Source organism: Embleya sp. NPDC008237 (genome assembly GCF_042956465.1).
Classification (GTDB): domain Bacteria; phylum Actinomycetota; class Actinomycetes; order Streptomycetales; family Streptomycetaceae; genus Embleya.
Window position 1 is genome coordinate 404,966 of sequence record NZ_JBIBGL010000006.1, and the last position, 26,920, is coordinate 431,885.

The following is a 26,920-nucleotide window of genomic DNA, read 5'->3' on the forward strand; positions in this document are numbered from 1 at the left end:
GTCCCCGCCTGCACGTCACACTTTCGGGTCGACGTTCGTCTACATCGCATGAACAACGAACCCGGGCCGGCGCCCACGCGGCGGGCGAAGTGGCCGGCCGATCGGTTCGAGGTGCTGCGCCCGCACCTGCGGTCCGTCGGGTACGGCATCCTCGGTTCGCGCGGCGACGCCGAGGACGCGGTCCAGGAAACCCGGCTGCGGGTGTCGCGCAACGAGTACGAGGACATCCGCGACCTGCGGGCCTGGCCGACCACGATCGTCGGGCGGATCTGCCTCGACATGCCGCGCGCCCGACGGCTGCGCCGCGAGGACTATCCCGGCACGTGGTTGCCGGAGCCGATCGTGGCCGAACGGCGTAGGAGGGTGACTTCGACGCGCTCATGGTCACCCTCGATCCGGACGTCTCCTTCCGGATCGACCTGGGTGCGAACCGGCACGCCGCCTCGTCCGCCCTGACCGGCGCCGAGCAGGTCGCGCGGCACATGCTCGAGTCGGCCCCGTTCTTCCTGCCCTAACGCGGCGCGACGGCCTCGGAGGTGAGGAGGCCGATGCGTCGGGCGCCGCGCGGGAGCCGTACGTGCCGGCCCGGCCGCGATGAACGGAGGACGCTTCACCACCCCGGCCCCCGGGGCCGTCGCCGAGACGGCCCGAGTGGCCCCCATGCCGGACGACCACACCCGACACCACCCGACTTCCTCGGGCTGCGCCCCCGGCGCCGCCCCATGCCCGCACGCCCCGATGCCGATCGCATCCCTCTTGGAGCAACTCATGTCCACCGGCACCTTCCCCTCGACCGACTCGACGGATCCGGCGAGTTCCACCGCGGCGGCGCGATCCGACGTCGCCGAGGCCTCGTTCCTGACCACCACGCGCGGCAAACTCACCCTCGTCCTGCTGTGCGCGGTGGCCTTCCTCGACTTCGTCGACGCCTCCATCGTCAACATCGCGCTGCCCAGCATCCAGCGCGACCTCGGCCTCACCAACCAGGGCCTGCAATGGGTGCCATCCGGCTACCTGCTGACCTACGGCGGCCTGATGCTGCTCGGCGGGCGCGCCGCCGACCTGATCGGGCGTCGTCGGGTCCTGCTCGCCGGCACCGTTGTCTTCGCCGCCGCCTCCCTGGTCGGCGGACTGGCCCAAAGCTCCGCGGTGTTGATCGGCGCCCGGCTCGCCCAGGGTGCGGGCGCGTCGATGATGTTGCCCGCGGCCCTGTCGATCCTGACCACCTCGTTCGGCACCGGCAACGACCGCAACAAGGCACTCGGCGCCTGGGCCGGCACCGGGGCACTGGCCTCCGCCGTCGGCGTGTTCCTGGGCGGCGTGCTCACCGAAGGTCCCGGCTGGCGCTGGGTCATGTTCGTCAACCTGCCGGTCTGCGCACTCGTTCTCCCGGCCATCCCCCGACTGCTCCCCGACGACCGGCACCGGGCCTCGACGCGCGGCTTCGACTTCCTCGGCACGGTGCTGGCCACCGGCGGACTGGTCCTGCTGGTCTACGCCCTGGTGAAGGCACCCGACCAGGGCTGGGGATCCACCCGCACCGTCGTCGAACTGGCGGTCGCGGGGGGCCTGTTGCTCGCCTTCGTGATCAACGAGGCGGTCGGTCGCAACCCGCTGATGCCGTTGAGCATCTTCCGCGTCAAGGGCCTCGCCGCGGCGAACGTGACGCAACTGGTGGCGATGTCCGGCTTCATCGCGATGTTCTTCTTCCTCACCCTGTACATGCAGGACGTCCTGGGCTATTCCGAGATCCGCGCCGGTTCCGCGTTCCTGCCGGTCACCGTGGGCGTGGGCATCGCCGCCGGACTGGCCCAGCCGCTGCTCGGCCGGGTCGGTACCCGGCCGCTGATCGTGGTCGGCGCGCTCATCGCGTCCGCCGGGATCGGGATGCTCTCCCGCATTCCGGTGGACGGCTCCTATCTCACCGACCTGCTGCCCGGCCTGGTCGTGATGTCGTTCGGGCTCGGGTTCGTCTTCGTCGGCGTCGCCACCGCCGCCAACGCGGGCGTGCCGGCCGAGCAGGCAGGCCTGGCGGCGGCCCTGATGAACACGGCGCAACAACTCGGCGGCGCGTTCGGCCTCGCGGTCCTCTCCGCCGTCGCGACCTCGGAGACGAGCCATCGCCTGGGCGCCGGCCACGCGGCGGCCCATGCCTACACCGAGGGCTTCCAAAAGGCGCTCCTGGTCGGCGCGTTCCTGCTCGCCGGCGCGGCGGTGGTGGCCCTGTTCGTCGCCAACACCCGCGGCGAGGAGACCTGACCCGGCGCCGGACCCCGCGTACACGAGGCGACGCGGCCCGGAGGGCGGCGGGGGAGGACGCCCGAGAGGTGACGTCCCCCGCCGCGCGATCGCCGGGGGGCGACCGTGCCGGCGTGTGGCTGCCGCCGACGGTGTTGCCCCGTGTTCGTTGTGCGCAGGCAGGCCACGCCGGGGGCGTGACGCGGGCGCCCCCGGGACGGCCTGTGCGTGCTCGTCGGGGCTACGGGCGGCCGGTCAGGACCAGGCCCGCGAGGGGTCGGGCGGGACCGGTGGAGATGCCGACGGCCGTTACCGTGCCCCGGTCGACGTGTACCGACCAGGGCAGGTACGACCTGCCGTCGGCGGACGGCGCCGGGATGTCGAGCGAAGCCGCCCGGGAGGCGGTGATCCGCAGGCCGTACCCGTTCTCGCGGTCGACGGTCGCGCCCACCGCAACGATGCCGGCGGGTGCGCGGGCCGCGCCGTACATCGGACCGGCGTCCGGCGGCGGCGTGCTCGGGGTCCAGGCGCGGCCGTTCCAGTGCATCACGAGCGCGTGCCCGGAGTCCTCGTCGTCCAGGAGGCGGCGTCCGACCGCCCACACGTCGCTCGGGCCGTTTGCCACGACCGCGTTGAACTCGCCCCACACCCCGCCGAATTGCGGCACCGGAACGACGCGCCACGCATGTCCGTCATAGTGCAGCGCGAGCGGCTTGTCGTTGTCGCCGAAGCCGTTGCCGACCGCCCAGATGTCGTTCGGTCCGCTCACGGAGATGGAGTTGAGCGCCCAGGAGGCCGTCGGCTGCGGAAGGGCGACGCGGGTCCAGGCGCGGCCGTTCCAGTGCTGCACGATGCCTTCGTCGTGCGTTTCGTATTGCGGCGGGCCGCCGTCCGGGTCGGGCGTGATCTTGTCGATCAACTGCACCCACCCGGCCGCCCACACGTCGTTCGGAGCGCGCTCGGCGACGCTCAGCAGCCCGCCGCCCTGCGAGTTCGGCGGCATCGGCGCATACCGGACCGTCCAGGAACGCCCGTTCCAGTGCTGGGTCGTGATCGGGTCTCCGGTGTTCTCGGAGGCGTCGCCGACCATCCACGCGTCGCGCGGCGAGGTGGAGGCGACGGCGTTGACGCGCCCGGTGGCCTCGGGCGCGGTGGGGAGTTCGGCCCAGGTGCCGCCGCGCCGGTCGTCGCGTGCGTACAACACGGGGGTGAACGGGCCGCCGTCCGTGATGCGGAAGCCCGCGGCCCACGTGGTGTGCGCATCGGGCTTGGTGATGCCGGTCAGGCTCACACCGACGCCGTCTGCCGGGAGTTGCGCGGCGGTCCAATCGCCGGGTGCGCCTGCCGCCGCGGCGGGGGAGACGGGCAACGCCGCGCCGAGCACGAGCGCGGAGGCGGTCACGGCGAGCAGCAGACGAGCGCGGATGCGCATACCGGTGCGCGCTGACGACGGGGTGCTGTTGCCGGCGACAGGGCGACGGCCCTGCGAGTCAAGGGAGTTCATGGTCATGAGGAAGTCTCCGGACCCGGGGCGCACGCCCCGTCATTCCATGTGACGCGACGGGTCGACGGTCCGGTTTCAAACATCAGGCGAGGAAGGCGCGCGGGCAGCGGTGGTTGCGCGCGGATCGGGGCGTCGTCGGTCGGCGTACGGATGCGGCGGGCCGCGCCGTCGCCGCGGCGCAACCCGGCGAGCCCCTACCCCGCCTCGGTCGTGTTCATATCTTGAGATGCGTATCTCATCATTCGACATGCGGGCGTACGGTGTCGGTATCGGTTCGCGGTGCGATGCCGCCGATCCGGCCTACCGGAAGACGCGAAGGGGACGTCATGTCGAAGGAAACCGCCGTGTATACGCATGGGCACCACGAGTCCGTGCTGCGTTCGCACACCTGGCGGACCGCGGCCAACTCGGCGGCCTATCTCCTCGACTCGCTCAAGCCGCACATGAAGATCCTGGACATCGGCTGTGGTCCGGGCACCATCACCGCCGACCTGGCGGCGCTGGTCCCCGACGGCCACGTCACCGGCGTCGACCACGCGCCGGACGTCTTGGAGCAGGCGCGCGCGACGGCCGCCGAACGGGGCCTGGACAACCTCGACTTCGCGACCGCGGACGTGCACGCGCTGGACTACCCGGACGACACCTTCTGCGTCGTCCACGCGCACCAGGTACTCCAGCACGTGGGCGACCCGGTGCAGGCGCTGCGCGAGATGTACCGGGTCACCAAGCCGGGCGGGATCATCGCCGCCCGCGATGCGGACTACCCGACCATGGCCTGGTTCCCGGCGACGCCCGGCATGGACGACTGGCTGGACCTGTATCTGCGGGTGGCCCGGGCCAACGGCGGCGCGCCGGACGCCGGGCGGCGGCTCAAGTCCTGGGCCCTGCACGCCGGTTACTCCGACGTCACGTGCTCGTCGAGCGCCTGGTGCTATGCCGATGCGGAGGAACGCGCCTGGTGGAGCGGCCTGTGGGCGGACCGCACACTCGCCTCGTCGTACGCCGAACGCGCCACCGAGGGCGGCCACGCGACGATCGAGCAGCTGCGCGCGGTGTCGCAGGCATGGCGGGAGTGGGGGCGGCAGGAGGACGCGTGGTTCTCTGTCCCGCACGGCGAGATCCTCTGCCGCAAGCCGGTCTGATCGACCACGATCGCCCGCTCGTGCCGGGGCGGCCCCATTCCGCCCCGACCGGGCTCCGACGTGGTTGCCCGGGACGCGTTCCGCGGCCCGAACGGGTTGCATGCCCGATCGTCATCGGGATTTCACTCGTGCGGACATTCCTCCGACGGCGGTTCGGTCCTAACGTACCGATTGGTAACACGGGGGTCGCGTGCGGCGGTTCCGGCCGTCGTCGAGAAGGGAGTACGACATGGATCGGCGTACATTCCTGCGAGGTACCGCCGTCGGCACGGGTGGACTGGTGCTCGGCGGCTCACTGTGGGCGTCCGCTGCGCAGGCGGGGCCCGCGCAACCGGGGACAGGGCCCTACGGCGTGTTGTCGGCGCCGGACGTCAACGGGGTGCGGTTGCCCGCCGGGTTCACCTCGCGCGTGGTGGCGAAAAGCGGACACTTCGTCACGGGGACCACACACCTGTGGCACGGGGCCCCGGACGGTGGCGCCTGCTTCCGCGACGGAGACGGGTGGATCTACGTCTCCAACTCCGAACTCCCGCTGGTGGGCGGGGTCTCCGCAGTGCGCTTCGCCGCGGACGGGAGCATCGGCGGCGCCTATTCCATCCTCGGCGGCTCGAACCTGAACTGCGCGGGTGGGGCCACGCCGTGGGGCACGTGGCTCTCGTGCGAGGAGATAGCGTTCGGGCGGGTGTGGGAGACCGATCCGTACGGGCGCACCGGCGCCGTCAAGCGCGATGCCATGGGGCGGTTCAAGCACGAGGCCGCCGCGGCCGACCCCGACCGGCGGGTGATCTACCTGACCGAGGACGAATCCGACGGCTGCTTCTACCGATTCACGCCCGACACGTGGGGCGACCTCTCGCGCGGACGCCTCGACGTACTGTGCGCCCCGGCGGCGCCGGTGACCGGGCCGGTGACCTGGCGAACGGTGCCCCGTCCCGGTGACTGGCTCACCGGCACGCGCAACCAGGTCGCGGAGGCGCGCCGCTTCAAGGGTGGCGAGGGCGCGCACTATCGGGACGGGCGAGTGTGGTTCACCACCAAGGGCGACAACCGCGTGTGGGTGTACGACGCGGCGGCGGGTGCCCTGGACATCGCGTACGACGACGACCTCGTGCCTGCCGGGTCCGCACCGCTGACCGGCGTGGACAACATCACCGGTCGCCCCAACGGCGACCTGTTCGTCGCCGAGGACGGCGGCGACATGCAGATCTGCCTGATCACGCCGAACGACACGGTCGCGCCGTTCCTCCAGGTGACCGGCCACGACGGCTCCGAGATCACCGGCCCGGCCTTCTCCCCCGACGGGCGGCGCCTGTATTTCTCCTCCCAGCGTGGCACCTCCAACTCCCCCACGGCCGGAGTGACCTTCGAGGTGACAGGCCCCTTCCGCGACGCGACCTGACGCCACGGCGCGGCCCGGCGCCGGAGCGGGGCGTGCCCACGAGATCGTGGCACGCCCCGTCCGCCGCCGGCCGTCTCGAACGGCCCCGGCCTCCGGCGTCTCCGGCTCAGACCCCGGCCCACCGGTGCAGGGCCGCGCTCGCACGGGCGGCGTCCTCGGGGGCGAGGCCGGCTATTCTCGCGCCGTGGCCCGCGCCCGGCGCCACCTGGACCTGGGCGTCGCGGCTGCCCGGACCCAGCCGGAACGGCTCGGCCCGGACCGGGTCGTTCTCGCCGTAGACGAAGAGTATTTCGCTGCCCCGGGACCGTACCCAGCGGTCGATGTCGCGCATCGCCCCGGGCTCGAACCGCAGCGGTATCTCCCGCGGCACATAGCTGCGCACCTCCTGGATGCCGGGGTAACGCAACAGGCCCGCCAGGTGCGGGGCCGCGACCTGGATGTATCCGAGCTGGGTGCCGAGTTGGTAGAAATAGGGAAGGAAGAACCCGACGCTGCCGTCCGTGTAGACCGCGAGTCGGGAGATCCCGTCGACCCACGCGTACAACTCGTCCGAGGACGCGGCCGGCGTGGGCGCGCCGGCGCACTTCGACTCGCCCGCGTACATCCAGAACATCGTCGGCAGGCGGAGCACGGCGAGTTCGAACGCCTGGTCCACACCGCCCAGGGTGTCGAAGGTCTGCCCGTTCGCCTGGGCCCACTGCCGGTAGCGGGCCACCATCTCCTCTCGTCGCACGAGCGCTTCGCGCTGCACCGTTTGCAGTGCGGCGCGGCACTCGGGCGTGCCCACGCGGGCCAGGAATGCGTCGTAGGCGGTGTCGTCGCGGTCGTCGGTGTTGTTGGGCGCGGAGTAGACCACGCTGCCGTCGACGTCGTTCGGATGGAACCGCCGGTGGTAGACGGTGGCCATGCCGCCCTTGCTGCCGCCGGTGGATATCCACGAACCGCGGTAGATCGGCTTCAGCGCTTGGATCAGCCGATGGTGGTCGTCGGCAGCCTGGCGGATGTTCAGGTTGCTCAGGTCGGCGGGATCGGGGCGGGACGTGCCGAAGTAGCGCTGCTCGGTGTAGATCTGATTGCCGTCGAGCATGACGGTCGGCTCGGAGCGGAAGTCCGGGCCGGCGCCGAGGTCGTAGCCGCTGGTGTACAGGACCATCGGCCGTCGCGTGGACACGTGCCGCAGGCTGAACCGCTGTGCGAAGGATCCCCACTCGGGGTGCAGGTGGTCATTGGGTTGACGGTAGGTCAGGTCGAAGTATCGGACACCCGGCGAGACCGGCTTCTCGGCCAGCACCCGCATGCCCGGTATCGCCTCGAGCCGCGCCCGGATGTCGGCCTCGTCGGCCTCGGCCACCGCGCCGGCCGGCGCCGGTTGTGCCCCGGCAGGGATCGCCGCGCCGCCGGCGACGAGCCCGAGCACGACGGAGAACACCGAGAACACCGCAAGTCTGCGCCCGCCGCGCCGCCGGACGCGACCGCGCCGGCCGGGCGGTGCCGCCCCGGGGATATCGCTTCGGTCCTGGTTGCTGATCGCGTTTGTCATGTCTCAAGAAAAGCCGGAGCTCCCATTCCGGCGGATCCCCGAACCGGGGGAACCGTCTCCCCCGGCCGGGGGATGCCGCACACCGGCACCGCCGCCGCGTCCGGTCACAGTTCCACGGCGTCCGCGTAGACCAGGCTTTCCGTGGCCGGGCCGAACTCGTCGGTGGCGAAGTCGGAGCGCATGGACGCCATCTCGCTGACCAGGAGGCGCAGGGGTCGGTCGGGGCGGGGGGTGGGGAGGGGGATTTCCGCGGAGTAGGTGGGAAAGAGGCTGGTGTCGTCGTCGGCGGAGAGTTCGGTGATGGTCTCGTCGAGGTCGATCCAACCGAGAACGGGGTCGGGGAGGTCCGGGTCGCGCACCTGGAAGCCGGCCGACACCGTGGGCGGACTGTTGTCGTCGTGGTAGGCGGGGCCGGTGAGCCGCACGCTCAGCGGGTCGGTGCCGGAGACGGTGAGGGTGCGTTCGGGCAGCAGCCGCAGGGTGTCGGCGAGGACGATCCGGGACAGCTGGAAGCCCTCCAGGGAGCGTCGTTGCAGGCGGGCGAGCGCCGGCCGCAGGAAGGGGAAGTAGGCGTCGCCGGTGTCGACGTCGATGTCGACGTACCACCGGCCGGACGGCCCGTCGAAGGTGGGCTCGAACCCGGCCGCGGTGACGGCGAATCCGTCGAAGACCTCGGGCAGGGCCACGTCCAGTGTGGTCTGTGCGCCGGGGAAGTCGCTCGCGGAGGGCAGGAACACCGGTGCCGCGCCGCGGATCGGGTCGCGCCCCATCAGGGTGATGAACGGGTGTGCCTGGAGCGGCTGTTCGTCCCCCTCCAGGCCCAGCACCACGGCCAACAGCTCGCCGTTGCCGGACGAATACCAGGGCCGCGACAGATAGACCCGGAAGCCCCCTCCGCGGCGCCGTCGTTCCAGGCCGTCCGGCAGGCTCCCGAAGGTCTCGAACCCCAGGGTGAGGAAGGTGCCCAAAACGTGCGGTGCGGCGGGTTTGGCGCTGCTGAGCACGCTGTGCTCGACGGGTTCGCCGTGCACGCTGAGCAGTTCCCGGTCGGTGTCCCGGGCGAACTCCGGCGGGAAGTAGTCGGCGAACCGGGTGGTCGCCACGGGGGTGAAGGTCACGTCGCGGTGCTTGCTGTCACCGAACTCGCACTTGGCCGGGACCGGCGTCGCCGGCGGCCGGCCCGGCTCCACCGCGAAGGCGAGTTCCTCGGCCACGAAGGTGTTGAACGTCAGGGTGTCGCCGTCGAGGGTGCTGGGCGAGTCCTCGCTCGCGACCGGGTCGCGCGGGACGGCGGCGGCGAGCGGCAGTCGGAACACCGGAGCGGTGACGTCGAGGACGCTCGGCCCCGGCATGGTGAGGTCGTCCACGTTCTCGCTCCACGAAGCGATCATGTCCACGCGCTCGGTGCTCGCCGCGCTCAACTCCAGCGAGCCGACGAGGTGTTCGCCGGTCGCCCCGGGCATCCGGTCGGGTGCGTCGTTCAGCGTCAACAGCGGTGCGATCAAGGGGCGTTGCACGGCATGGACGAGCGTCACGTCGTACCACGGGGTCAACATCCAGTGCCGGTTGGCCCGGGCGGCGGCCATCACGTTCTCGAACTGATCGGGATCCAGCGCGTCCCGGCACCACTTGAGCATGCCCATCGTCTTCTCGTTGACCTTGACGCGCGAGCACACCCGCACGGTCGCCACCGTCGCCTTCGGCAGCAACACGGTCAGCACCCGGGTCGACGGGTCGAAGACGGGCGCTCCGTCGCCCTCGCGGATGCACAGGCGCAGCGATTGCGGCGCATGCCAGTCGGCCGCGTTCCACGGCACCTCGAACGCCTGACGCGCCGGCATGCCCGGAAGTTCGTGGAAGACCACCCCCTCGGCGAGCGGGTCGGGCAGATACGGCAGCTCGACCGTCTCGCCCGTGTACAGCACGTAATGGCCCTCCGACCCGTCCGGGGTCGCCGACGGATACGTCACGGACGCCATGCCGGGCAGCGACGGGTCGTCCAGCGACCCGCTCTCCCGCGATGCGATCGTGTACATCCGCCGGTGTGCGTCGGCGTCGCCCGAGCCGATGGCCTCGTCGAGCCTGCCGTGCCGCTCGACGCATTCCAAGGACGTCTTGGGCGCGACCACGTGTCGCTCGTCGATCTCGTGGTACGGCGGATGTGTGCCGTCGGCGACCGGCGGCGAGGCGTTGAACGTCTCGGCGTACTGCGCCGGGGACAGTTCGGCGGTGCTGCGGATCACCAGCCGGTGTGCCGAGGTCCCCTCGGTGAACTCGACGCGCGGCAGCAGCAGCGGCGGAGGGACCGCCTCGAACCTGCGGAAGACCGGGGCGCCCGTGGCCGGCAACACCAGGACGTCCTGGTCGAGCAGCCCGTCGGCCTCCTCCAGGGTCGGCCCGTTGCCCGCCAGGTCCACGGTGCGGATCCGGATCCGGTAGGAACTCCCGAACCTCAGGCGCGGCAGCGAGCCGGGCCGGACGTGGGTTTCGATCTCCAACGGCAGTGTCGTGGCGGCCGCGTTGGGGATGCGCTCGGGGCCCTCCCCGTTCGCCAGGGCCTTGCCCGGGAGGGGCGCGGACAACGCCCACCCGTCCCAGGTGACCAGGTGTTCGTGCACGTGAACGCGCTGCCCGGCACCCGGCGCGGCGGTGGGCGTGGCCAGGCTGAGCTGGAAGAATCCTTCGTCGGACGCGGTGGCCAGGTGGTCGCCCGGACTGCCCGCCCGATCGTAGGCGACTTCGCGCTCGTGCAGCGAGAACCACTTCTGCCGGCGCTCGTCGAAGACGTCCAGGCGGTGTCCGCGGACGAGGTCCTCGGCGGTGAGGACCACGGTCGTCTCCCCGACGAGCGTGTCCTGCCGCTCGGCGGCCCGCCGGAAGTTGTCGTGCAGGTGCCGGGTGCGGTCGCCGAGCACGAGCGAGAGCCCCTTGGTACGCACCGTCGGCGGCGCGGCCTCGGCGTCCCCGTCGGTGTCGGCCGCGACGGCGGCGGCCAGCAGTTTGAGGGTGACGCCGTCGATGTCGGCCTGCTCGATGGTGTATTCGTCCTCCGGCAGGGCCAGGAGTCCGCGCGCCGGCGGCCCGAACGCGTCGCTGCCCTCCGCGGCGGCGCAGAAGCCCTGGCCCGGCGCCAGCGCGTAGCGCGTCGCGGCGGTGTCGTCGTGCGAAGCGTCCGGCCCGAGCAGCGGTTCCCAGCCGGGTACGAGGCAGATGGTCAGTTCGCCGCTCGTGGGCGGTAGTTGCGCGACCGGCGTGACGAAATCCAGCACCAGGCCCAGGCGTCGCAGCAGCGTGGGGTGGTCGCCGAGCGAGGACAACAACTGGTGGAAGTCGATGTGCGGCACCTCCGGTGGCGGCGCGATGTGCGGGCCGTCGTCCGCGACCAGGCCGGCAACCTGCGGTTGCGGCTCGTGGAAGGCGAGGAACGCCTCCTGGGGGCTCAGGTCGGGCCGTACGAGTTCGCCCGGTTGTTCGGCGACCAGCCGGTCGGCGGCGGTGAGTTGCGTGACGATGTTCTCACGCATGTTCTGCATGGTGCTCGGCATGTCGGCGGCGGCGGCGAACCCGGCGAGGCTGCTCATCTGCCGGCTCGGAGGCATGCTGTCGGGCGACTCGGCCGCGGTATCCGCGAACGACTGGCGTGTGGTGTCCGCGAGTTCGCGAGCCGGGTAGGTCACCATGGTGTTCTGCCGGTGGTCGTCGAACTCGAACCGGTCCACCGGGGTGCCGGCGGGGAAGAACAGTTGCCACAGCGCGGAATCGGGCGGCGGTCCGGTGCGCGTGAGCGGTACGAGCGGAGTCTCACCGTCGGGGATGCCGGATGCGTCCGCGAGGAGGAGGGCGAACTCCGCGTCGGCCAGCCGCGCCGGCCAGTCCAGGAAGTCCGGGAACGCCGCGAGCGTGCCGGGCCCGTCGCTCTCCAGCCGAGGGGCCACGAACACGGACAGGCGCGCCTGCGTCCCGTCGGGGGACAGACCGGCCGGCAGGGTGATCCACTGGATGTGCTGTGCGGTCGTCATGGGCCTGCCTTCCTGGCGGGGTCACCCGGGGGTGCGGCTCGAATCGGGTGGGCACGGCGGATCGGGGTCGCCGCGGCCCGGGTTCACGCGGCGTAGCCCTCGCAGAGCTCGACAAAGTCGTCGAGAGCCATGCAGTCCGTGAACGACGGGTCGCCCGCGGAACCGGCGAAGCGGCGCTCCAGCGAGAGGCTCACGGATTTGCTGAAGAACGCGACGCGGACGCTGACGGTGACGCTGCCCTGGCCGACCACCTCGCAGATGCCGTTGTCCTTGTGGTACGTGAGGGCGAGGTAGAACTCGACGGTGATGCTCACGATGCCCAGCACGGACAGGTAGCCGCCGCAGCGCACGTATCCGGTGAGCGTGACCGAGTCGCCGGTCATCTGGAACGCGATCCCCGCCATCAAATGCACGCCGCCGCTGGCCACGCCCAGGTCGAGCGACGCGTTGCCGCCGAACTCCAGCGAACCCTCGATCTGTTCGATGCCGCGGCCGCGCGTGCTCACTTCGAGAGCGAAGAAGCCGCCGCCGCCGAACATCGACACGCTGATGTTGAACGGGTTCTGCCGTTCGGAGACGGCGAAGCGGAACCGTGCCGGCGCATCGTCGAAGGGGATGGTCAGGCGTGCGGACAGGGCGACGTTGCTCAGGTTGAACATGCCCAGTGACAGCGTCGGCAGGGTCAGCGAGTAGCCGGCGGTGATGCCGGAGGTGCTCACGTCGACGAACGCGCCACTGCCGAACCCGTCCGCGGGCAGCGCCTCGCGGAGCTGGTTGACGAACTCGAGGGCCTTCTCGAACGTGACCGCGACGCCTGCGGCGGTGACGTCCGGTTTGCTGCCGGGGCGCGCGGTGAAGGTCAGGCGTTCGAAGTCGACCCGCACGACGTCGGCGAACACGAATGCGAAGCGCCTGAGTTCCCCGCGCACGCTGGACTTGCTCAGGGCGTCCGGCGAGCGCACGGTGGTCGCTTCGAGGACGAGTGCGGCCGCGCTCAGATCCAGCAGAGGAAAATCGTTCCTCAGCCGGGGCTTCCACACGTACCGCAGTTCGGACCCGGAGCCGTCGAGCAGGTTGCCCACGCGCATGAGTGGCACCGGGAGCAGTTCCTGGGAGACACCGTCGAGCCGGCGGCGGATCTCGTCCTCGCCGAGATCCTTCAACTCCGCGACGGATGTCGCCGGGACGTCCGCGAGCAGGTCGGCCAGGTCGACGGGGCCCAGCAGTTTCGTGCCCTCGAAGATCCGTGCCAACGTCGCGGAGTCGACTCCCGCCGCCTCGCCCGCCGCGCCGACGAAATTCGGCGCGAGCAACCCGGCTTGGGTGGTGACGACCTGGACCGCCGTGCTGGGTTTGGCCAGGCCGCCCGCCTTCTCGGCGGAAAGGCTCATCGGCAGTTTGTCGACCAGGTGCAGGAATGCGCCGGTGGGCTGGCCGTCCAGGCCCTGTCGGAGGTAGGCGTCATGCAGTCGCACGGCGGTGTCGGTGGCCAGGCCGGTGAGTTGTTCGACCGCGGGCACCCGTGCCACCGCGTCGACCATGGCGGGAAGTACGCCCGCCGGGTGCCCGGAGGCCGAGGTCAGGGTGAAGCGCGCCGAGGTCACGGGCATGCTCGTGCTGCCGTCGGCGCTCGGATTCTCGGCCATGGCGACCGTCTGTCCGCCCAGCCCCAGGTTCGTGCGGTCGGCGGTGGCCGGGTTGTTGTAGACCCCCGCCATTCGGTCGAGGGCGTCGGAGAAGGCGAACACGAGCGGCATGTCCATGGTGACGTGCCGGCCCTCGGCGTCGGTCGCGGTGGCGTGGAACTGCAACGGCACGCCGCCGACGGTCACCCAGAACGCGCCCGCGCCGAGATCGACCACGGGAGTGATCGTGTCGGTGAGCCGCATGGACCGGAACGGCAATTGCCGGCCCTGATGTTGGTCGTAGCCCGCACCCGCGCCGTAGGTGACCTCGGCCTGATCCACCACGATGTGCGCTTCCTTGCGCAGGTAGGCGACCGACGTGCCGTCGCCGGGGTCGTCGTAGAACCGCTTGGTGGTCTCGACGAAGGAGGCCGGGTGTCCGCTGCTGAGGAAGCCGTGGCGCACGGTGTGCACGAACTGATCGCGCCCGAGCGAGGCGATGTGCTCGTAGCCGGTCAGACTCACCGAGGAAAAGCCCGGCGCGATGGGCCAGGAACCGCTCATGCGCACCGTCGCGCCCAGCGGCGTGAGCATGAACCGGTCGGCCAGCAGGGGCCGACGCAGCAGAGCCCCGTCCGGGCCGACGAACTCGTCCAGGCTGGTGAGGGCGACCAGGTCGCCGGGCACGGTCGGATCCAGCGGCATGCCGGTGCGTGGCGGGCGTCCGGATGCCTCGGCGAACGCCTTCAGGTGTACCGGCCCGCCGGCGGCGCCGGACAATTCGACGTGCCACAGTTCGGCGCGCCCGTCGAGCGTGACCGGATCGATCAGCGGATCCGACCAGGCAAACCCCGAACCGTCGTGGTCGTGGCCCAGCAGCACGCGGGTGGGGAACTCGATGGCGGTGCGCGGGATTCCGTCGAACAGAGCCGGTTCGTTCGGGTCGTCCCGCGGCTGGTCGGCCGGGACGATCGTCGGGATCAGCCGGTTCCAGTCCAGCAGCGCACCCACGGTCAGGTCGATGCCGTCCTCTCCGTCCGGAAGCAGGAACACCAGCGTGCTCCGCCCCGACGCGAAGGCGGGCACGGTCTCCGGGAACTGCCCGCCGGACAGCACACCTTCGCTCATGTGCTGGGACGGTGAGTGGAGCAGCACCAGTGCCGGCGCGGTGGGGTCCTCCCGGACCAGGCGCGCCCCCTCGCGCCGGAGGTTGACGACCTCCACGTGCAGGAGAAGCATGTCCTCGATGCGGAGGACGCGGAACGGGTCGGCAGTCATGGCTGCCCGCCTTCCGATCGACTGGCCGTGGTACGCACCTCGCCGACCGTCCGGCCACGGCGGGGCACGCGACCTGTCTCCAGCGTGACAAACGCCGCTCCCGCACGCACCTTTTGGGCTCGATGTGCCACCGCCGGTCGCCGGGAGCGCCGTGGAGGGGCGACGCGCGCCGCGCCGCCCCTCCACCACGTACCGATCGGATCCACACGTACCGATCGGATTCGCACGCCCCGATCAGAACACGATCGTCCAACCCTCGCGTCGTGCGCGGTCCGCGGTGTACGTGACGCCGTGCACCTTGAGTCCGGCCGGGTCGAGCAGGGTGATCGCGCCGCCGCGGTTCCCGAGTTGGAACGCCGGGTTACCGGACACCACCAGAACGGCACCGGGTGCCACCGTGGTCGCGGGGAGGGGGAGCGCGGTCTTGTTGCGGTCCACGAGCCGCCATCCGTCGAGCACGATCGGTTCGGGGGAGGCGTTGAGCAGGGTGACGGTCTCCGCCTCGGGCGCCGGCCCCGGCGGGTTGACCAGCGCCGCGACGATCCGCAGCGGTTCCTCGCCCGAGCCCGGGAGGGGTGGCGCGGTGTCGAGGGCGTGGCCGGTGGTGTCGTCGGTGTGCCACGCCTGGGACTGGAAGGCCAGGAAGACGGCCACCCAGCGGCCGTCCGGCAGACGGATCAGCAGGCCGCCATCCTGCCAGACCCCGTCGTCCCCGCGGAACTCCTCGCTGTTGCCCTGGTTCATGTGCACGTCGTGCACACCGTTGCCGGGCAGAAAGCCGAACACCTTGTCCGGCTTGTCGGGTTCCGGGCCGAAGCGCTGGCCGAACACGTAGACCGCGGCCGCCGGGTCGCCGATCGCGCGCTGTACGTAGTGGTCGAGCAGATCCGCCAGGTCGTTGTCCTCGCCGGGCACGTCCGGGGGCAGCGGCCGGGCGGTCGCCGGGTCGAAGAGGTTGGCGCGGATGTAGTCGAGCGCGGCGCCGCCGGGCTGCGACGCGAGCGCGCTCCACCCACTGCCCGCGGCCGGCAGCGAGTCGGTCAACGGATGGCGGAAGTCCTCCACCACCACGAACAGCAGCTCGGACGGTGCTTCCTTGGAGAGTACGTTGATCGCCGCACGGTACGCGGTGCCGGCGTCGTCGGTCAGATGGATCTGGTAGTGCGGCGTGCCGGCAGCGCCTTCACGTACGCGCGCCACCGCCCGCGCGGCCAGAACTCCGTAGTCCCTCAGCGGCATGGGCATCCCTTCCCACCGGGCCCGGCCCGCGCCGGGCGGCCCGACCATCGTGGCGGCCGGGCACACCGGAATCGGGCGCGACACACCGGCCGCCGACGACCCGCACCCGATCGCCGACCCGGCCCGAGAACGCTCGACCCGATTCGACGCGACCCCGCCCGCGCCCTGTCCCGGTGCCGGGCGCCGCGACGGGGTGAACGTTGCCGGGCGCGGCACTAGGCTGGAAGAGCGGCCCCCGTCCCAGGGTGGAACGCGGGGCGGCTTCGCTCGCGCATTCCGGAGGAGCCATGTCGCCCATCGACGAGAAACACGATTCGCTCATCGCCAACGGCATCCTGGACCTGGGCGCTCCGATCGGGGACGAGGAAGAGCTCTACGACGGCGGCTCGTGCCGGGCCTACACCTTCGGGCGCATCTACTTCCATCCGCGTGTGGGCGAGGCGTTCGAGATGCACGGACTCGTCATGGACGGCTACCTCGGGATGGGCGCGGAGACCGGCGGACTGGGGTACCCGACCACCGACGAGACGGACAGTCCGGATGTCGCCGGCGGGCGGATGAACGCCTTCGAACTCGGCACCATCACGTTCGATCCGGTCTCCGGCATCGACGTGCGGACGATCGATCCACCGCTCGCCCCGCAGGTCGTCGTCAAGATCGCCGACGGGGCCTTCGTGCCGCTGGGCCAGGGCGGCAGCCTCGACCTGGACCGGTTCGCCGCCGATGTGCTGGGCCCCGGAAGCGAATTGGCCGTCGAGGCGGTGCGGGCGCTGCTGCCCGACCTGGCGTTGCGCCGGGTCTTCGACGGACTGTCCGGGGAGCAGATCCAGGTGCTGGTCGATCAGGCCGTCCAGGAGGAACCGGACTACGAGCGAACGAACTTCGACAACTACCTGGAGATCGACTGCCCCGTCGGATTCGACACCGAGGCACTCGCCGGCGCCATGGCCGCGTTCGGGGGCAACGTCGAATTCGCGTACGGCATGCCGCCCGCGTCGGATCCGGCCGTCGTCGGCACGGGCAATCCGCTCTTCTTCCGACAGGGCTACCTGGACCCGGCGCTGGACGGCATCGGTGTACAGACGGCCTGGGCCAAGGGCGCGGACGGCAACGGCACGCAGTTCATCGACGTCGAGCAGGGCTGGTTCGTCGGCCACGAGGACCTTCCCCCGGGACTGCGCCTGATCGACGGCGTCAATGCCCCGCGGAGCTTCCAGCACGGCGCCGCCGTCCTCGGCTCGATCACCGGCCTCGACAACACCCGGGGCATCTGCGGGATGGCACCGAACACGTCGGCACGAATGATCTCCTATTTCCACCCGAGGCAGGTCTTCAACTCGCCGGAGTCCCGGCAACGAATCGCCAACGCCATCATGCGAGCCCAGTCGGAACTCTCCGCCGGCGACGTGCTGCTGCTGGAAGCGCAGTTGGAGGCGCGGATCAACGGAGTGCCCAGCCTGGTGCCCGTGGAGACCGACCCGGGCTGCTTCGCCGCGATCGCCTTGGCCACCGCCCGCGGTGTGAGCGTGGTGGAGGCGGCCGGCAACAACGGCGCCAACCTCGACGAATTCCGCGACCCGGTCACCAACCGGCGTGTCCTCAACCGCAACGAGCCGGCCGAGTTCCGCGAGTCGCGGGCCGTCGTGGTGGGGTCCGGCACGTCCGCGCAGCCGCACGCCCGCATCCGGGTGGAGAACGAGCCCACCGGCTCGAAGGTGAGCAGCTTCGGCAGCCGCGTCGACTGCTTCGCGTGGGGCGAGAACATCGTCACCGCGGGCAACCCGAACACGCCCACGAAACCCGACGCCTACTGGACCGGGCCGTTCTTCGGCGGCACCTCGGGTGCCGCCGCGATCATCGCCGGGGTGTGCCTGCTGGTGCAGGACCTGTTCACCAGACTGAACCCGGGCGTCGGTGCACCGGGCAAGCTGCGCCCGAGTCGGCTGCGCACGGTGTTGACCACCCCGAGCAACAGCACGGCGGGCGCTCCCGGCGCGTCCATCGGGGTGATGCCGGACCTGAAGAAGCTGATCGCGCACGAATTCGTCTAGGCCGTCGTTCATAGTCGAATACATGGAGTCAAACTCGACACCCTCGGACTCGACATCCTCCAACTCGCCACCCTCGGGTGCGACGCCCTCGAACTCGCCTCTTTCCGCACAGCCCCCCACCGATTCCCGCCGATACGGGCGCGCGCAGGCACGCAACCTCCGACGGCACGAACGCGGACAGTGGGAACTGCGCGAAGGACTGCGCTCGCGTGTCATCGAACTCGAGGCACTCCTCAAGAGCAAGACCGCGCCCGGACCACTCGCCCCGTGCGACCAGGTCCTGGCGGACCAGGCCTTCGAATCGCTCGACGAGGCGAAACGAGCCCTGGGGCACGAACACGGCCGACCGGCCGCACACATCGCGGTCGCCCAGACGAAACTGGACGTCGCCTACATCATCCTGCTGCGACTCCTGACGCTGAAGGACGTCACCGCACACCTGCCCGGCATCGTGGCCTTCGTCAAGGAGCACCTGCCGCTCGGCGACGAACGCCGCGCCCACGTGGACGAAATCGCACTGTCCGTACGCGCGGGCGACACACTGACCGAGAACCAGCGGGAAGTCCTGGTCGACGCCTCGACCGTGGCCCACCAGGTGCACCTGAAGGAGAAGCTCAGGGTCCGCAGCTTCGCGTACATCGTCTTCGGCGTCACCGCGGCGCTCGCCGTCATCGCCGCCCTGATCGCCCTCGCCGGTGCCGCCTCGCCCGGGACGGTCCCGTTGTGCTTCAACCCCCCGGGAATCGGCATCGTCTGCGCCACCGCCACCTCCACTGCCGGCACCGCAGGAAACGGCGACCGGTTCGCCGGGCGCAGCCTGGACCAGATGTACGCCGACGTCGCCTCCCAGTGGGACTACCCGGTGGTGGAACTGGTCGGCCTGGTCGCCGCAGCCGTGGCCGCCGCCGCATCGCTGCGCCGGATCCACGGCACCTCGACGCCGTACAACGTGCCCGTGGCACTGGCCCTGCTCAAGCTCCCCACCGGTGCGCTCACCGCCCTCCTGGGCCTGTTGCTCATGCGCGGCGACTTCATTCCCGGTCTGAGTGCGCTCGACTCGTCCGCGCAGATCATCGCCTGGGCGGTCATCTTCGGCTACGCACAACAGCTGTTCACCCGCTTCGTGGACAACCAGGCCCAGTTGGTCCTCAATTCGGTCGGCGGCCCGGTGACCAACCCCGGCAAGACGACACGCAACTCACCGGCCCAACCGGGCTGAGCCGGCCACGGACGCGCCGGCGCCCGCCGCGGACGACGCGGGCACTCGGGTCACGGTCCCGCACCGCCCAACGCGGGCAGGGCCACGGTGGGGTCGCCCAGCAGCACCAGGCTCTGCCGGTCGAGCGCCGACACCCGCAGCCTGGTCAACGTCTCGCGAACCGACGTGTCCCCGGCTGCCAACATCTCCCTCAGCCGGGCCCACTGGGTATGCAACTCGCCGACATCGGCCCGGTATTCGGCCAGGGCCAGGCCCAGCGGTTCGCCCGCGTACAGATGCGTGGACAGGGCGGAGACCAGGCGCCCACCCAGACCCTGGCCGGTGTTCTCGACCTGTAGGGTCCAGCTGAAGGTCGGCTCGACGTGTCCGAGCACGGCCCGCACCGGGTTCTCCCGGCCGAGCAGTTCCAGCGCCGCGGGCGCCACCATCGTGCCCAGGCTCGCGACGGCCTCGACCGTGCCGAAGGCGGAGCTGCCGACCGGAAGCAGCCCGGCGTAGAAGCTCTCGCCGGCGGCACCGGCGGAGCAGCACGCCTGGGCGTACCACACGCAGCCACCGGGCACGGCCCCGCACAGCGTGTCCAACGGCAGGGTGGTGTGCGCGCCGTCGACCGGGAGCCCGAGTACGGCGCGCATCTCGGTCGGGTTTCCCAGCGGTCCGGTGCGGCCGTGGCTGGAGGTGGCGAGCAGGCCGGGGCGGATCTCGGTCAGCGCACTCCGCAGCGCGGCGCCGGTGGCCTCGGCCGCCACCAGGTCGCGGAACTGCGCGAGCGGGGGCGGTGTCAGGCACCCGGCCAGCGGTGCGGCGATGACCGCGCGCATCAACGCGGTGATGTCCGTGGGACCGTGGTCGACCGTCCAGCTCAGCGCCCGGTCCGTGCGCGCCGGTGCGTCGCTCCAGTTCGCGAGCAGCGCGCGCACGTAGCGGGCGAGTGGTTCCCCGGACAGGGGGATGCGCCCGACCAGGTGCCGGGTGCCCAGGGCATATTGCACGGACCAGGGGATCACCTCGGGGCCGCCGACGATCACCACGTATCGCGGGAGCCGACCCCGGTCGGTCCCGAACTCGGACAACCCGATGGCCGGTTCCTGGGGTCGGCCCTGGGCGAAGTATCTGCGCAGGAGGTGGTCGGGCAGGTCCGGACTCCAGCGCAACACCACGGTGCCCGGTCGCGCCGCCAACAGTTCGCGGATCGGGGCGTCCGCGTCCTCGCCGGCGGCCTTCGCGGCGTCGGACAGATTCGGATCGGTGCTGTCCGGGAGCAGGATCCCGTAGCCGACGTCGGCCGAGCGCCAGTCGCGCGGATCGGTCGGCGGCCCGAAGGGGAGCACGGCCTGGGAGCGTGGGATGCCGCGCTTCCCGGCGCCCCAGCGCGCCGCCTCCTCGTCCGTCGTGGCCTGCGCCGCCTCGTCCCCGGTCCAGGCGTTGAGCCGGATCTCCGCAGGTATGGTCATGGGTTGCCACCCGCCAATCGGGCCCGCAGGTCGGCGATCAGGGCATCGACCCGCGCCGTCAGGGCCGGATCGACGGTGATCGGATCGAGCGTGGCGCGGAAGCGTTCGTAGGTGTCGAGTTGCCCCTGCAGGTTCGCCGTGTCGGGCAGACCCACGACGGAGCTCGACGTGATCCGCAGCGGCTCGTCCTGCACGTAGAGCACCGGGTCCGACCAGGCGTCCGTCTGCGTCGGATCGGCCTGTGCCATCGCCTGGCGCGGCGCGGTGAACGTCGTGGCCCAGTCGATCTCGTGCTCGCCGGCGTCCTTCACCGCGATGCGCACCGTGGCGAGCACCTCCGGATACAGCGCGGCGCAGAACCTGTCCGCGTCGCCCAGGTCGATCATCCTGCGCATGCCCGCGACGGCGGGCAACCCCTGCGAGACGAGTTCGTGCGCGAGGGAGAGGGTGTCCGAGGTCTGCGCGCTTCGACAGGCACCGAGGACCACCAGCCACGGCGCGCACGGGTTCAACGCGACCACCAGGTCGGGCAGTTTCAGCTGTACGGAACCGACCGGCTCGCGGGCGTCGACGTCGGCGGTGTGCGCGAAGGCCAGCGTACGGACACCGCCGGCCGCCCCGCCGTGACACAGCAGGTGCACGATGTGCGGCCGGGCCGCGGTGATCCGTTTGGCCAGGTCGGGCGCGTTCGCGGGGATCGTTTCGGCGCTGACGTCGGCCCGCCCGGACGCCGCGACGGCATCCAGTACGGCCTGTTCCGCGCTGATCACGTGCAGTCGCGTGCCGACCGCCCGGGCATCGGGCAGCGCGGTGGCGGCCAGCAGCGCCCGGAGCTGCGGCACGCCGCTGCGCTGCGCCGCGGACAGGACGGCGACGATGGTCAACGGCGGGGTGAACGTGCGGCGATCGACCGGGCTGCGGATGGCGGCGATCCGGGCGATCGGCCAGCGGGCGTCCAGGGCGATGAAGCCCTGGGGTGACGAGTGGAGTTGTTCCCAGGGCAGTTGATCGGCCTGGTTCGAGACCATGTGCAGGTACAGCGGTCCCGGCCCGTCGGCCGGCGGCTTGGTCAGCGCGGCGCTCAGCCCCAGGCTCACCACCGGATGCCGGCACAGCCGCTCCAGCAGGGCCTCGCCCCGGGCGGTGACGGTGCCGCCGGGGTCGGTGACGTCGGTGAGTTCGTTGGTGCCCAGCCCCGGGATGTTGGCGGGCGCCTCGCGCAACTTGAGCACCGTGCGGTCCCCGAACGGTTCGAACCCCAGGACGGTACGCATCACGACTCCCGCATCCGCCGATCGACCAGGGCCCGCAGCTCGGCGATGGCCTGCCCGACCCCGCGGTCGTACGCCTGCTTGGCGGCCGGGGTTTCGCCCGGAACGCCTGCGGTTCGTACCAGCGAGGCCACCTGGTTCTCGATGTAACGCGTCGACGCGGCAACCCACATCGGCACCGATTCGGCCGTCGCGTAGCGCGCGGTGATCTCTTCGCCGCCCGCAACGCCCAGCGCGCTCGGCAGGATCTCACCGCTGGTCGCCGAATCCCCGATGGGCGCCCGCCCGCTGAGCCAGCTCTGTCCGGGCCGGTCCGGGTCGGGCCAGGGGTCCAGCAGCGCGCCGCGCACGAACTCGGGCTGGAGGTACGCGAACAGCGAGGGGTCACGCGGGATCGGCACCGCCCCCGGGGCGCCGGCGATGAACGCGTGTGCCTGCGCCAAGGTGTATCCGGCGGGATCCAGCGGCAACGCGCTGTAGAACGTCGGCCCGGCGCGCCGCAGACCGATGTGGTCGGTCATGATCCGGGTGGCCGTGTCGTACGGATTCTCCGGGGGCGAGCCGAAGGACAGCACGGACGCACCCACGCGGTCGGCGAGGCGCCGCACGCGGTCCGCGGTCACGTACGCGCGCTCGGAACGCCCGCTCGGCTGCGCGGGATCGGGGTTCACCGACAACACCGGGCGACTGCCCTCGAACGCGCCGTCCGCAACGATGTGCAGCGCCCGCACCGCGCGGCCGTCCAGCCCCGCGGTGATCCAATCCCCCCACAGCAGCGGGCCCGGCGCGGGCCGCGAATCGGCGCCGACGGGTCGGCGCCGCGGCCCCGACCGGTCGAGCAGCGCGGCGTCGCCGGGATCGTGCAGATGTACGCGCGGTTCGTTCGGACTTTCGTGCAACAGCGCCCGCAGTGCCTGTTCGGCCCCCCGGTCGGTGAACACGTGCACGTCCACCTCGCCCGTGACGGAGGTGCGCAGAGCGGAGATGAACGAGGAGAGGTATCCGGCGACCCAGGCCGCGTTCGGGGCCACGGACACGGCGACGGCCACGGTCCACACCCGCCCCGGGTCGGACCCCGGCGGCAGCCGATCGGGAACCCGCACGAGCGGCCGACCGGTGGCCGGGACGAGGGCCCGCTCCCACGGCACCCCACCGAGGTTGCCGTACGGTGGGATCAGCCGCAGCCAGAGCGCCGTGTCCGCCGGGAAGTCCGCGATCAGGCGATCCCGGACGGCCTCGACCAGGTCGCGGGGCACCTCCAGTGCGGTCGGGGGTTCCGAGCCTTCGGCGAGGCCGAATCTGTCGTAGTCGAATTCGGCCCGCCAGTACGTCCGCGCGTCGTTCGCCGGATCCCCGACCAGTTCGACCGCCGCCACCGGCGAGGAGCCCGCCAGGTCGAGTCGCACCCGGAGCACGGCCAGGCGCCAACGCTCGGTGCGGGCCTCGGACATGGCGACTCTCCTTCGATTCGGCTTCCGGGTCCCGGCGGGTGAGCGTGCGCCGCCGGCCTACCGTGTCGCGCGGGCGCGCGGATCACCCCTCAGTCCGGCCGGGTGAGGGCGTGCATCGCCCACCACGTCGTCGGGTTGCTGACCTCGCCGTGCCCGGCGATGGCCGGCTTTCCGTCGATCTCGACTCCGCCGTCCACGGCGATCACCCGCAACCCCCCACCGAGGTCGTAGCGTTCCCGGCCGGGGACGGCCGCGGGTCGAACGGCGGAGATCCCCTCCACCCCGGCGGGGCCGAATCCGCCCAGGGCACCGTACAGTTCGGGATCGCCGAGCGCGGCGAAGCCCGGTTGGCCCTGCCGACTCGCGCGCATCGCGAGATGGAAGGCCTTGGTCAGCGGCTCGTCGAACGCGGAGAACGTGGTCAACAACGGTCGTTCCACCAGGTCCGGGATCGAGTGGTGGACGCCGGGGCGTCCGGTGCCGGCCACGTCCGCCGCGAAGCACCAGCGGTTGATCGCGGCCTGCAGCAGCAGCATCGATCGGGCGGGCCGGCTCGGAGCCGCGGACGCGAGCGCGGACAGCACCACCTTCGCACCGAAGGAATGGCCGACCAGATGCAGCCGGACCCCGCTCTCGCGCAGGATGTGCGCCACGAGCGGACCCACCCCACGAGCACCCACCTCGCCCGCGCGTGCCTTCATCCTCCACACCGTGGCCGCACGCAACAGGTTGCGCGGATCGAAGCCTGCGCCACCCGCGGCGCGCAGACCCGACGACACGTCGCCCGCGACGCCGAAGTCGTTCGGATCGGCGGGCGGGGTCGCGCCCCCGCCGCTGTCCAGTGCCTCCCAGACGGTGAGGAATTCCTTGGCGGTGGGCGGCACCGAGCCGTCGTCCGGGTCGGGTTCGGCCCGCAGCGCGCCGAGCACGATCTCGGCCGCACGCAGCGCCGCGTCGGCGTCGATCACCGCGCGACCGTCCACCAACTCGACGAACTCCGGATCCGATTCCGGACCCAGGGACCGGGTGACCAGGTCGAGCATCTCCTCGACCTGGCGCGCCTCGGCCCCGTCGGGTTCCGGATCGGCCGCGATCCCGGGGCCCGCCTCCCACGGCATGACGAAACTGGTCGACGGCCAGATGACGCCGATCAGCAGGGGCCGGTAGTCCGGGGGAACGGGAATCGCGAATTGCCGCCGCTGAGCGATGAACCCGCCGATGAAACTGCGATAGCGGTCGAGGGCCTGCGCGAAGATGTTGTTCCAGCCGTGCGAGAACAGGAAGACATCGCCGACCCCGGCGAGCCGCTCCTTGATCTCCTGCTCGGCGACCGGGCTGCGCAGCCGACCGTCCTCGTCGTAGCGGAGCAGGTACAGATCCGCGGTCGAGCCCCCGTCGAGCGGAAACTGTCGAAAAGGACCAGACATCGTCCGGCTCCATGTCCGTGCGGGTGTGGTGTGGCAGTCCTGACTCCATGGTTCACCTCCCCGCACACGGGGGCAAACGGGGCAGGATCCGGCGCCCGAGGGCCGCGCGCCCGCCGGGCGGTGGCGCGGAAGGGCCGGCCGGTGATTGCCGCGATCGGAACGGCACGGCCCGACCCGATGCGGAATCGGGTCGGGCCGAGGCGGACGCGCACGCGAAACCGTCCGGGACGCCTGCCCGGCCGGGTCGCCTACCCGGCGCGGACGCTCGCTCGGTCGGGACGCCTGCCCGTAAGGCGACGTTCCTCGCTCAGAAGGTGACCTTCCAGGAGTCGATCTTGCCCGTGTCGGAGGCGGCCACGTCCTGCACCTTCAACCGCCAGGTTCCGTTCGCGACTTCGCCGGAGACGTCGACCGTGTAGGTGGCGACGACGTTGTCCGCGGAGTCGTTGGTACTGGAGTTCTTGAGTCGGTAGACGGAGTTGTCCGGGGCGACGAGGTCGACGGTCAGGTCGCCGCGCCAGGTGTGCTTGATGTCGACGCCGACCTTGAAGCCGGCGGGCGCGTTGCCCGGGACCCCGGTGACGACGATGTCGCTGAAGACGGCCGCGCCGTTGTCGGGGATGGCCACATCGTTCGTGTTCTCGAACGTCGTGCCGCCCGGATCCCCGCCGCAGGTCTTGCCGATCGCACGCGGGGGACAGTCCGCATAGTCGAGCAGGTGCAGGACGGCGGCCTTGTTCCGGGACGTTTCGCGATCGATGACCTCGTCGGGCGGATAGAACCCACCGTTGCCCGACGCGGGGTACATCTCGAACGTGTAGGCGTAGATCCGCTGGTCGCCCCACAGCCAGTCGTCGATCGAGCCGTCCGTGATGTAGAGATCGGACGACTGCTCGGGGGTGTAACCGTTGGTCGCCGCCATGGCCCGGCCGATCGTGGCGAATGTGTTGTACTCGTCGGCCGTCATGCCGGGCACGACATCGCTGTACGTCCACCCGAACGGCCACAGGACCAGTTCGCTGTAGGTGTGGAAGTCGATCGCCGCGGTCAGTTGCTGCTTTCCGCCGACGATGCGGCCGTGCACCCAGTCGGTCACGGCCTTGACCTCGGGCGCGGACTCGGCCCGCGGGCCGCGGTAGGTCTCACTGCCGGTGCTGCCCGAGGAACCGCCGCAACAGCCCCACTTGTAGTTCCAGTTGCGGTTCAGGTCGGTACCGACGTTGCTCGAACCGGAGTTGGGCTGCCGGTTCTTGCGCCAGCTGCGGTACGAACCCGTGGCGATGTCGAACTCGCCGCCGTCCGGGTTGACATCGGGCATGATCCAGATCTCGCGAGTGTCCACCAGCGCCTTGATCCGCGGGTCGGTGGCATAGCCGTCGCCGAGCAACTTGACCAGGTAGAGCGCCATTTCGACAGTGAGGTGTTCCCGGGCGTGTTGATGGTGGGAGAACAACACCTCGGGCTCGTTCTCGTCGGCCGCCACGTTGTCCGAGATCTTCAGCACGTACAGGTCGCGGCCCTCGTAGGAGCGCCCGATCACCTGCTTGCTGATCAGCGTCGGGTGGTTGGCGACGGCCTTGTCGATCTCGGTGACCATCTCCGCATAGTTGTGGTAGCCGGAGTCCGAGGGTGGGAAGTCCCGGTTGATTCGGCTCCCGGGGAGGGGCGGGGCCTCCGGGTTCACCGTGAAGCCCAGTGCCCTGATCCGCCGGACTTCGTCCGGGGTCGCGGTGATCAGCAGGCGGCCGTCCTCGACACCGTCGACCGAGGCGCCGGTGGAGGCGATGGCGCTGCGCTGCTGGGTGGTTCGCACGCCGACGACGCTGTACTCGGCCGACGTCGTGGCATCCGCGGACGGAGACGACTTCTCTCCGACGGCGGGGGCGGGGTTGACCGCGACCATCGCGAGGGCGACGGTGAAGGCGGCGGTCAGGACGGACAGGCGCTTGTGTTTCACACGTGTACCTCCTCGTGGCGGCATCGGGCTTCCCCGATGCCGGAGGGATTGCGTCGTGTGTCGACGGACACCGTCGGTGGGAGGCCGACGACATGCCGCACGGGTG

General features: G+C 71.2%; 16 protein-coding genes. 6 read left to right on the forward strand and 10 right to left on the reverse strand.

Features of this window, described 5'->3' with window-relative positions:
* Positions 1 to 48: 48 nt before the first annotated feature.
* Both ACFZBU_RS18510 and ACFZBU_RS18515 read left to right on the forward strand, forming a co-directional pair.
* Positions 49 to 456, forward strand: coding sequence for a sigma factor (locus ACFZBU_RS18510; protein WP_391584658.1), 408 nt, complete (start codon positions 49 to 51; stop codon positions 454 to 456).
* Between the two features lie 312 nt (positions 457 to 768).
* Complete coding sequence (locus ACFZBU_RS18515) at positions 769 to 2,259, forward strand: MFS transporter (RefSeq protein WP_391584659.1); 1,491 nt, start codon at positions 769 to 771, stop codon at positions 2,257 to 2,259.
* A gap of 220 nt (positions 2,260 to 2,479) precedes the next feature.
* Here the strand turns inward: ACFZBU_RS18515 and ACFZBU_RS18520 are convergent, their stop codons facing one another.
* Positions 2,480 to 3,748, reverse strand: coding sequence for a hypothetical protein (locus ACFZBU_RS18520; RefSeq protein ID WP_391584660.1), 1,269 nt, complete (start codon positions 3,746 to 3,748; stop codon positions 2,480 to 2,482).
* 320 nt (positions 3,749 to 4,068) lie between these two features.
* On the opposite strand from ACFZBU_RS18520, the gene ACFZBU_RS18525 reads away from it, so the two are divergent.
* Both ACFZBU_RS18525 and ACFZBU_RS18530 read left to right on the forward strand, forming a co-directional pair.
* Complete coding sequence (locus ACFZBU_RS18525; RefSeq protein WP_391584661.1) at positions 4,069 to 4,884, forward strand: class I SAM-dependent methyltransferase; 816 nt, start codon at positions 4,069 to 4,071, stop codon at positions 4,882 to 4,884.
* A 229-nt stretch (positions 4,885 to 5,113) separates the two neighbouring features.
* Positions 5,114 to 6,283 carry an alkaline phosphatase PhoX gene (locus ACFZBU_RS18530; RefSeq protein ID WP_391584662.1) on the forward strand — a complete coding sequence of 390 codons (1,170 nt, stop codon included), beginning with the start codon at positions 5,114 to 5,116 and terminating at the stop codon, positions 6,281 to 6,283.
* 106 nt (positions 6,284 to 6,389) lie between these two features.
* On the opposite strand, the gene ACFZBU_RS18535 is transcribed toward ACFZBU_RS18530, so the two are convergent.
* From ACFZBU_RS18535 to ACFZBU_RS18550, 4 genes are all read right to left on the reverse strand, one after another.
* On the reverse strand, positions 6,390 to 7,823 hold the full coding sequence (locus ACFZBU_RS18535) for a S28 family serine protease (protein WP_391584663.1): 1,434 nt from the start codon (positions 7,821 to 7,823) through the stop codon (positions 6,390 to 6,392).
* Between the two features lie 104 nt (positions 7,824 to 7,927).
* Positions 7,928 to 11,842, reverse strand: a complete 3,915-nt coding sequence (locus tag ACFZBU_RS18540; protein WP_391584664.1) for a hypothetical protein — start codon at positions 11,840 to 11,842, stop codon at positions 7,928 to 7,930.
* 83 nt (positions 11,843 to 11,925) lie between these two features.
* Entirely contained in the window at positions 11,926 to 14,745 is a 2,820-nt protein-coding gene (locus tag ACFZBU_RS18545) for a hypothetical protein (RefSeq protein WP_391584665.1), read from the reverse strand.
* Positions 14,746 to 14,979: 234 nt separating this feature from the next.
* Positions 14,980 to 15,984, reverse strand: coding sequence for a DUF2278 family protein (locus ACFZBU_RS18550; RefSeq protein ID WP_391584666.1), 1,005 nt, complete (start codon positions 15,982 to 15,984; stop codon positions 14,980 to 14,982).
* A gap of 287 nt (positions 15,985 to 16,271) precedes the next feature.
* Here ACFZBU_RS18550 and ACFZBU_RS18555 point away from each other — a divergent pair, with 287 nt between their 5' ends.
* Both ACFZBU_RS18555 and ACFZBU_RS18560 read left to right on the forward strand, forming a co-directional pair.
* The gene (locus ACFZBU_RS18555) at positions 16,272 to 18,035 is read left to right on the forward strand and encodes a S8 family serine peptidase (protein WP_391584667.1); all 1,764 of its coding nucleotides are present in this window, start codon (positions 16,272 to 16,274) and stop codon (positions 18,033 to 18,035) included.
* 22 nt (positions 18,036 to 18,057) lie between these two features.
* A complete protein-coding gene (locus tag ACFZBU_RS18560; protein ID WP_391584668.1) occupies positions 18,058 to 19,254 on the forward strand; it encodes a hypothetical protein in 1,197 nt (398 codons plus the stop codon).
* Between the two features lie 50 nt (positions 19,255 to 19,304).
* Here the strand turns inward: ACFZBU_RS18560 and ACFZBU_RS18565 are convergent, their stop codons facing one another.
* From ACFZBU_RS18565 to ACFZBU_RS18585, 5 genes are all read right to left on the reverse strand, one after another.
* Complete coding sequence (locus ACFZBU_RS18565) at positions 19,305 to 20,708, reverse strand: hypothetical protein (protein WP_391584669.1); 1,404 nt, start codon at positions 20,706 to 20,708, stop codon at positions 19,305 to 19,307.
* Positions 20,705 to 21,982 (reverse strand): CHAT domain-containing protein, encoded by a 1,278-nt coding sequence (locus tag ACFZBU_RS18570; protein WP_391584670.1) that lies wholly within the window; start codon positions 21,980 to 21,982, stop codon positions 20,705 to 20,707. The genes ACFZBU_RS18565 and ACFZBU_RS18570 overlap by 4 nt, the downstream gene beginning before the upstream one ends.
* Complete coding sequence (locus ACFZBU_RS18575) at positions 21,982 to 23,430, reverse strand: hypothetical protein (protein WP_391584671.1); 1,449 nt, start codon at positions 23,428 to 23,430, stop codon at positions 21,982 to 21,984. The genes ACFZBU_RS18570 and ACFZBU_RS18575 overlap by 1 nt, the downstream gene beginning before the upstream one ends.
* A gap of 89 nt (positions 23,431 to 23,519) precedes the next feature.
* Positions 23,520 to 24,857, reverse strand: a complete 1,338-nt coding sequence (locus ACFZBU_RS18580) for a hypothetical protein (RefSeq protein ID WP_391584672.1) — start codon at positions 24,855 to 24,857, stop codon at positions 23,520 to 23,522.
* A gap of 307 nt (positions 24,858 to 25,164) precedes the next feature.
* Positions 25,165 to 26,814: a M14 family metallopeptidase gene (locus ACFZBU_RS18585; protein ID WP_391584673.1), complete on the reverse strand. Its 1,650-nt coding sequence runs from the start codon at positions 26,812 to 26,814 to the stop codon at positions 25,165 to 25,167.
* Between the last annotated feature and the right edge of the window lie 106 nt (positions 26,815 to 26,920).

Excerpts from the sequence above, each read along its gene's own strand:
- ACFZBU_RS18510 (WP_391584658.1), top strand. The coding sequence starts at position 49 with ATGAACAACGAACCCGGGCCGGCGCCCACGCGGCGGGCGAAGTGGCCG.
- ACFZBU_RS18515 (WP_391584659.1), top strand. The coding sequence starts at position 769 with ATGTCCACCGGCACCTTCCCCTCGACCGACTCGACGGATCCGGCGAGT.
- ACFZBU_RS18520 (WP_391584660.1), bottom strand. The coding sequence starts at position 3,748 with ATGACCATGAACTCCCTTGACTCGCAGGGCCGTCGCCCTGTCGCCGGC.
- ACFZBU_RS18525 (WP_391584661.1), top strand. The coding sequence starts at position 4,069 with ATGTCGAAGGAAACCGCCGTGTATACGCATGGGCACCACGAGTCCGTG.
- ACFZBU_RS18530 (WP_391584662.1), top strand. The coding sequence starts at position 5,114 with ATGGATCGGCGTACATTCCTGCGAGGTACCGCCGTCGGCACGGGTGGA.
- ACFZBU_RS18535 (WP_391584663.1), bottom strand. The coding sequence starts at position 7,823 with ATGACAAACGCGATCAGCAACCAGGACCGAAGCGATATCCCCGGGGCG.
- ACFZBU_RS18540 (WP_391584664.1), bottom strand. The coding sequence starts at position 11,842 with ATGACGACCGCACAGCACATCCAGTGGATCACCCTGCCGGCCGGTCTG.
- ACFZBU_RS18545 (WP_391584665.1), bottom strand. The coding sequence starts at position 14,745 with ATGACTGCCGACCCGTTCCGCGTCCTCCGCATCGAGGACATGCTTCTC.
- ACFZBU_RS18550 (WP_391584666.1), bottom strand. The coding sequence starts at position 15,984 with ATGCCGCTGAGGGACTACGGAGTTCTGGCCGCGCGGGCGGTGGCGCGC.
- ACFZBU_RS18555 (WP_391584667.1), top strand. The coding sequence starts at position 16,272 with ATGTCGCCCATCGACGAGAAACACGATTCGCTCATCGCCAACGGCATC.
- ACFZBU_RS18560 (WP_391584668.1), top strand. The coding sequence starts at position 18,058 with ATGGAGTCAAACTCGACACCCTCGGACTCGACATCCTCCAACTCGCCA.
- ACFZBU_RS18565 (WP_391584669.1), bottom strand. The coding sequence starts at position 20,708 with ATGACCATACCTGCGGAGATCCGGCTCAACGCCTGGACCGGGGACGAG.
- ACFZBU_RS18570 (WP_391584670.1), bottom strand. The coding sequence starts at position 21,982 with ATGCGTACCGTCCTGGGGTTCGAACCGTTCGGGGACCGCACGGTGCTC.
- ACFZBU_RS18575 (WP_391584671.1), bottom strand. The coding sequence starts at position 23,430 with ATGTCCGAGGCCCGCACCGAGCGTTGGCGCCTGGCCGTGCTCCGGGTG.
- ACFZBU_RS18580 (WP_391584672.1), bottom strand. The coding sequence starts at position 24,857 with ATGTCTGGTCCTTTTCGACAGTTTCCGCTCGACGGGGGCTCGACCGCG.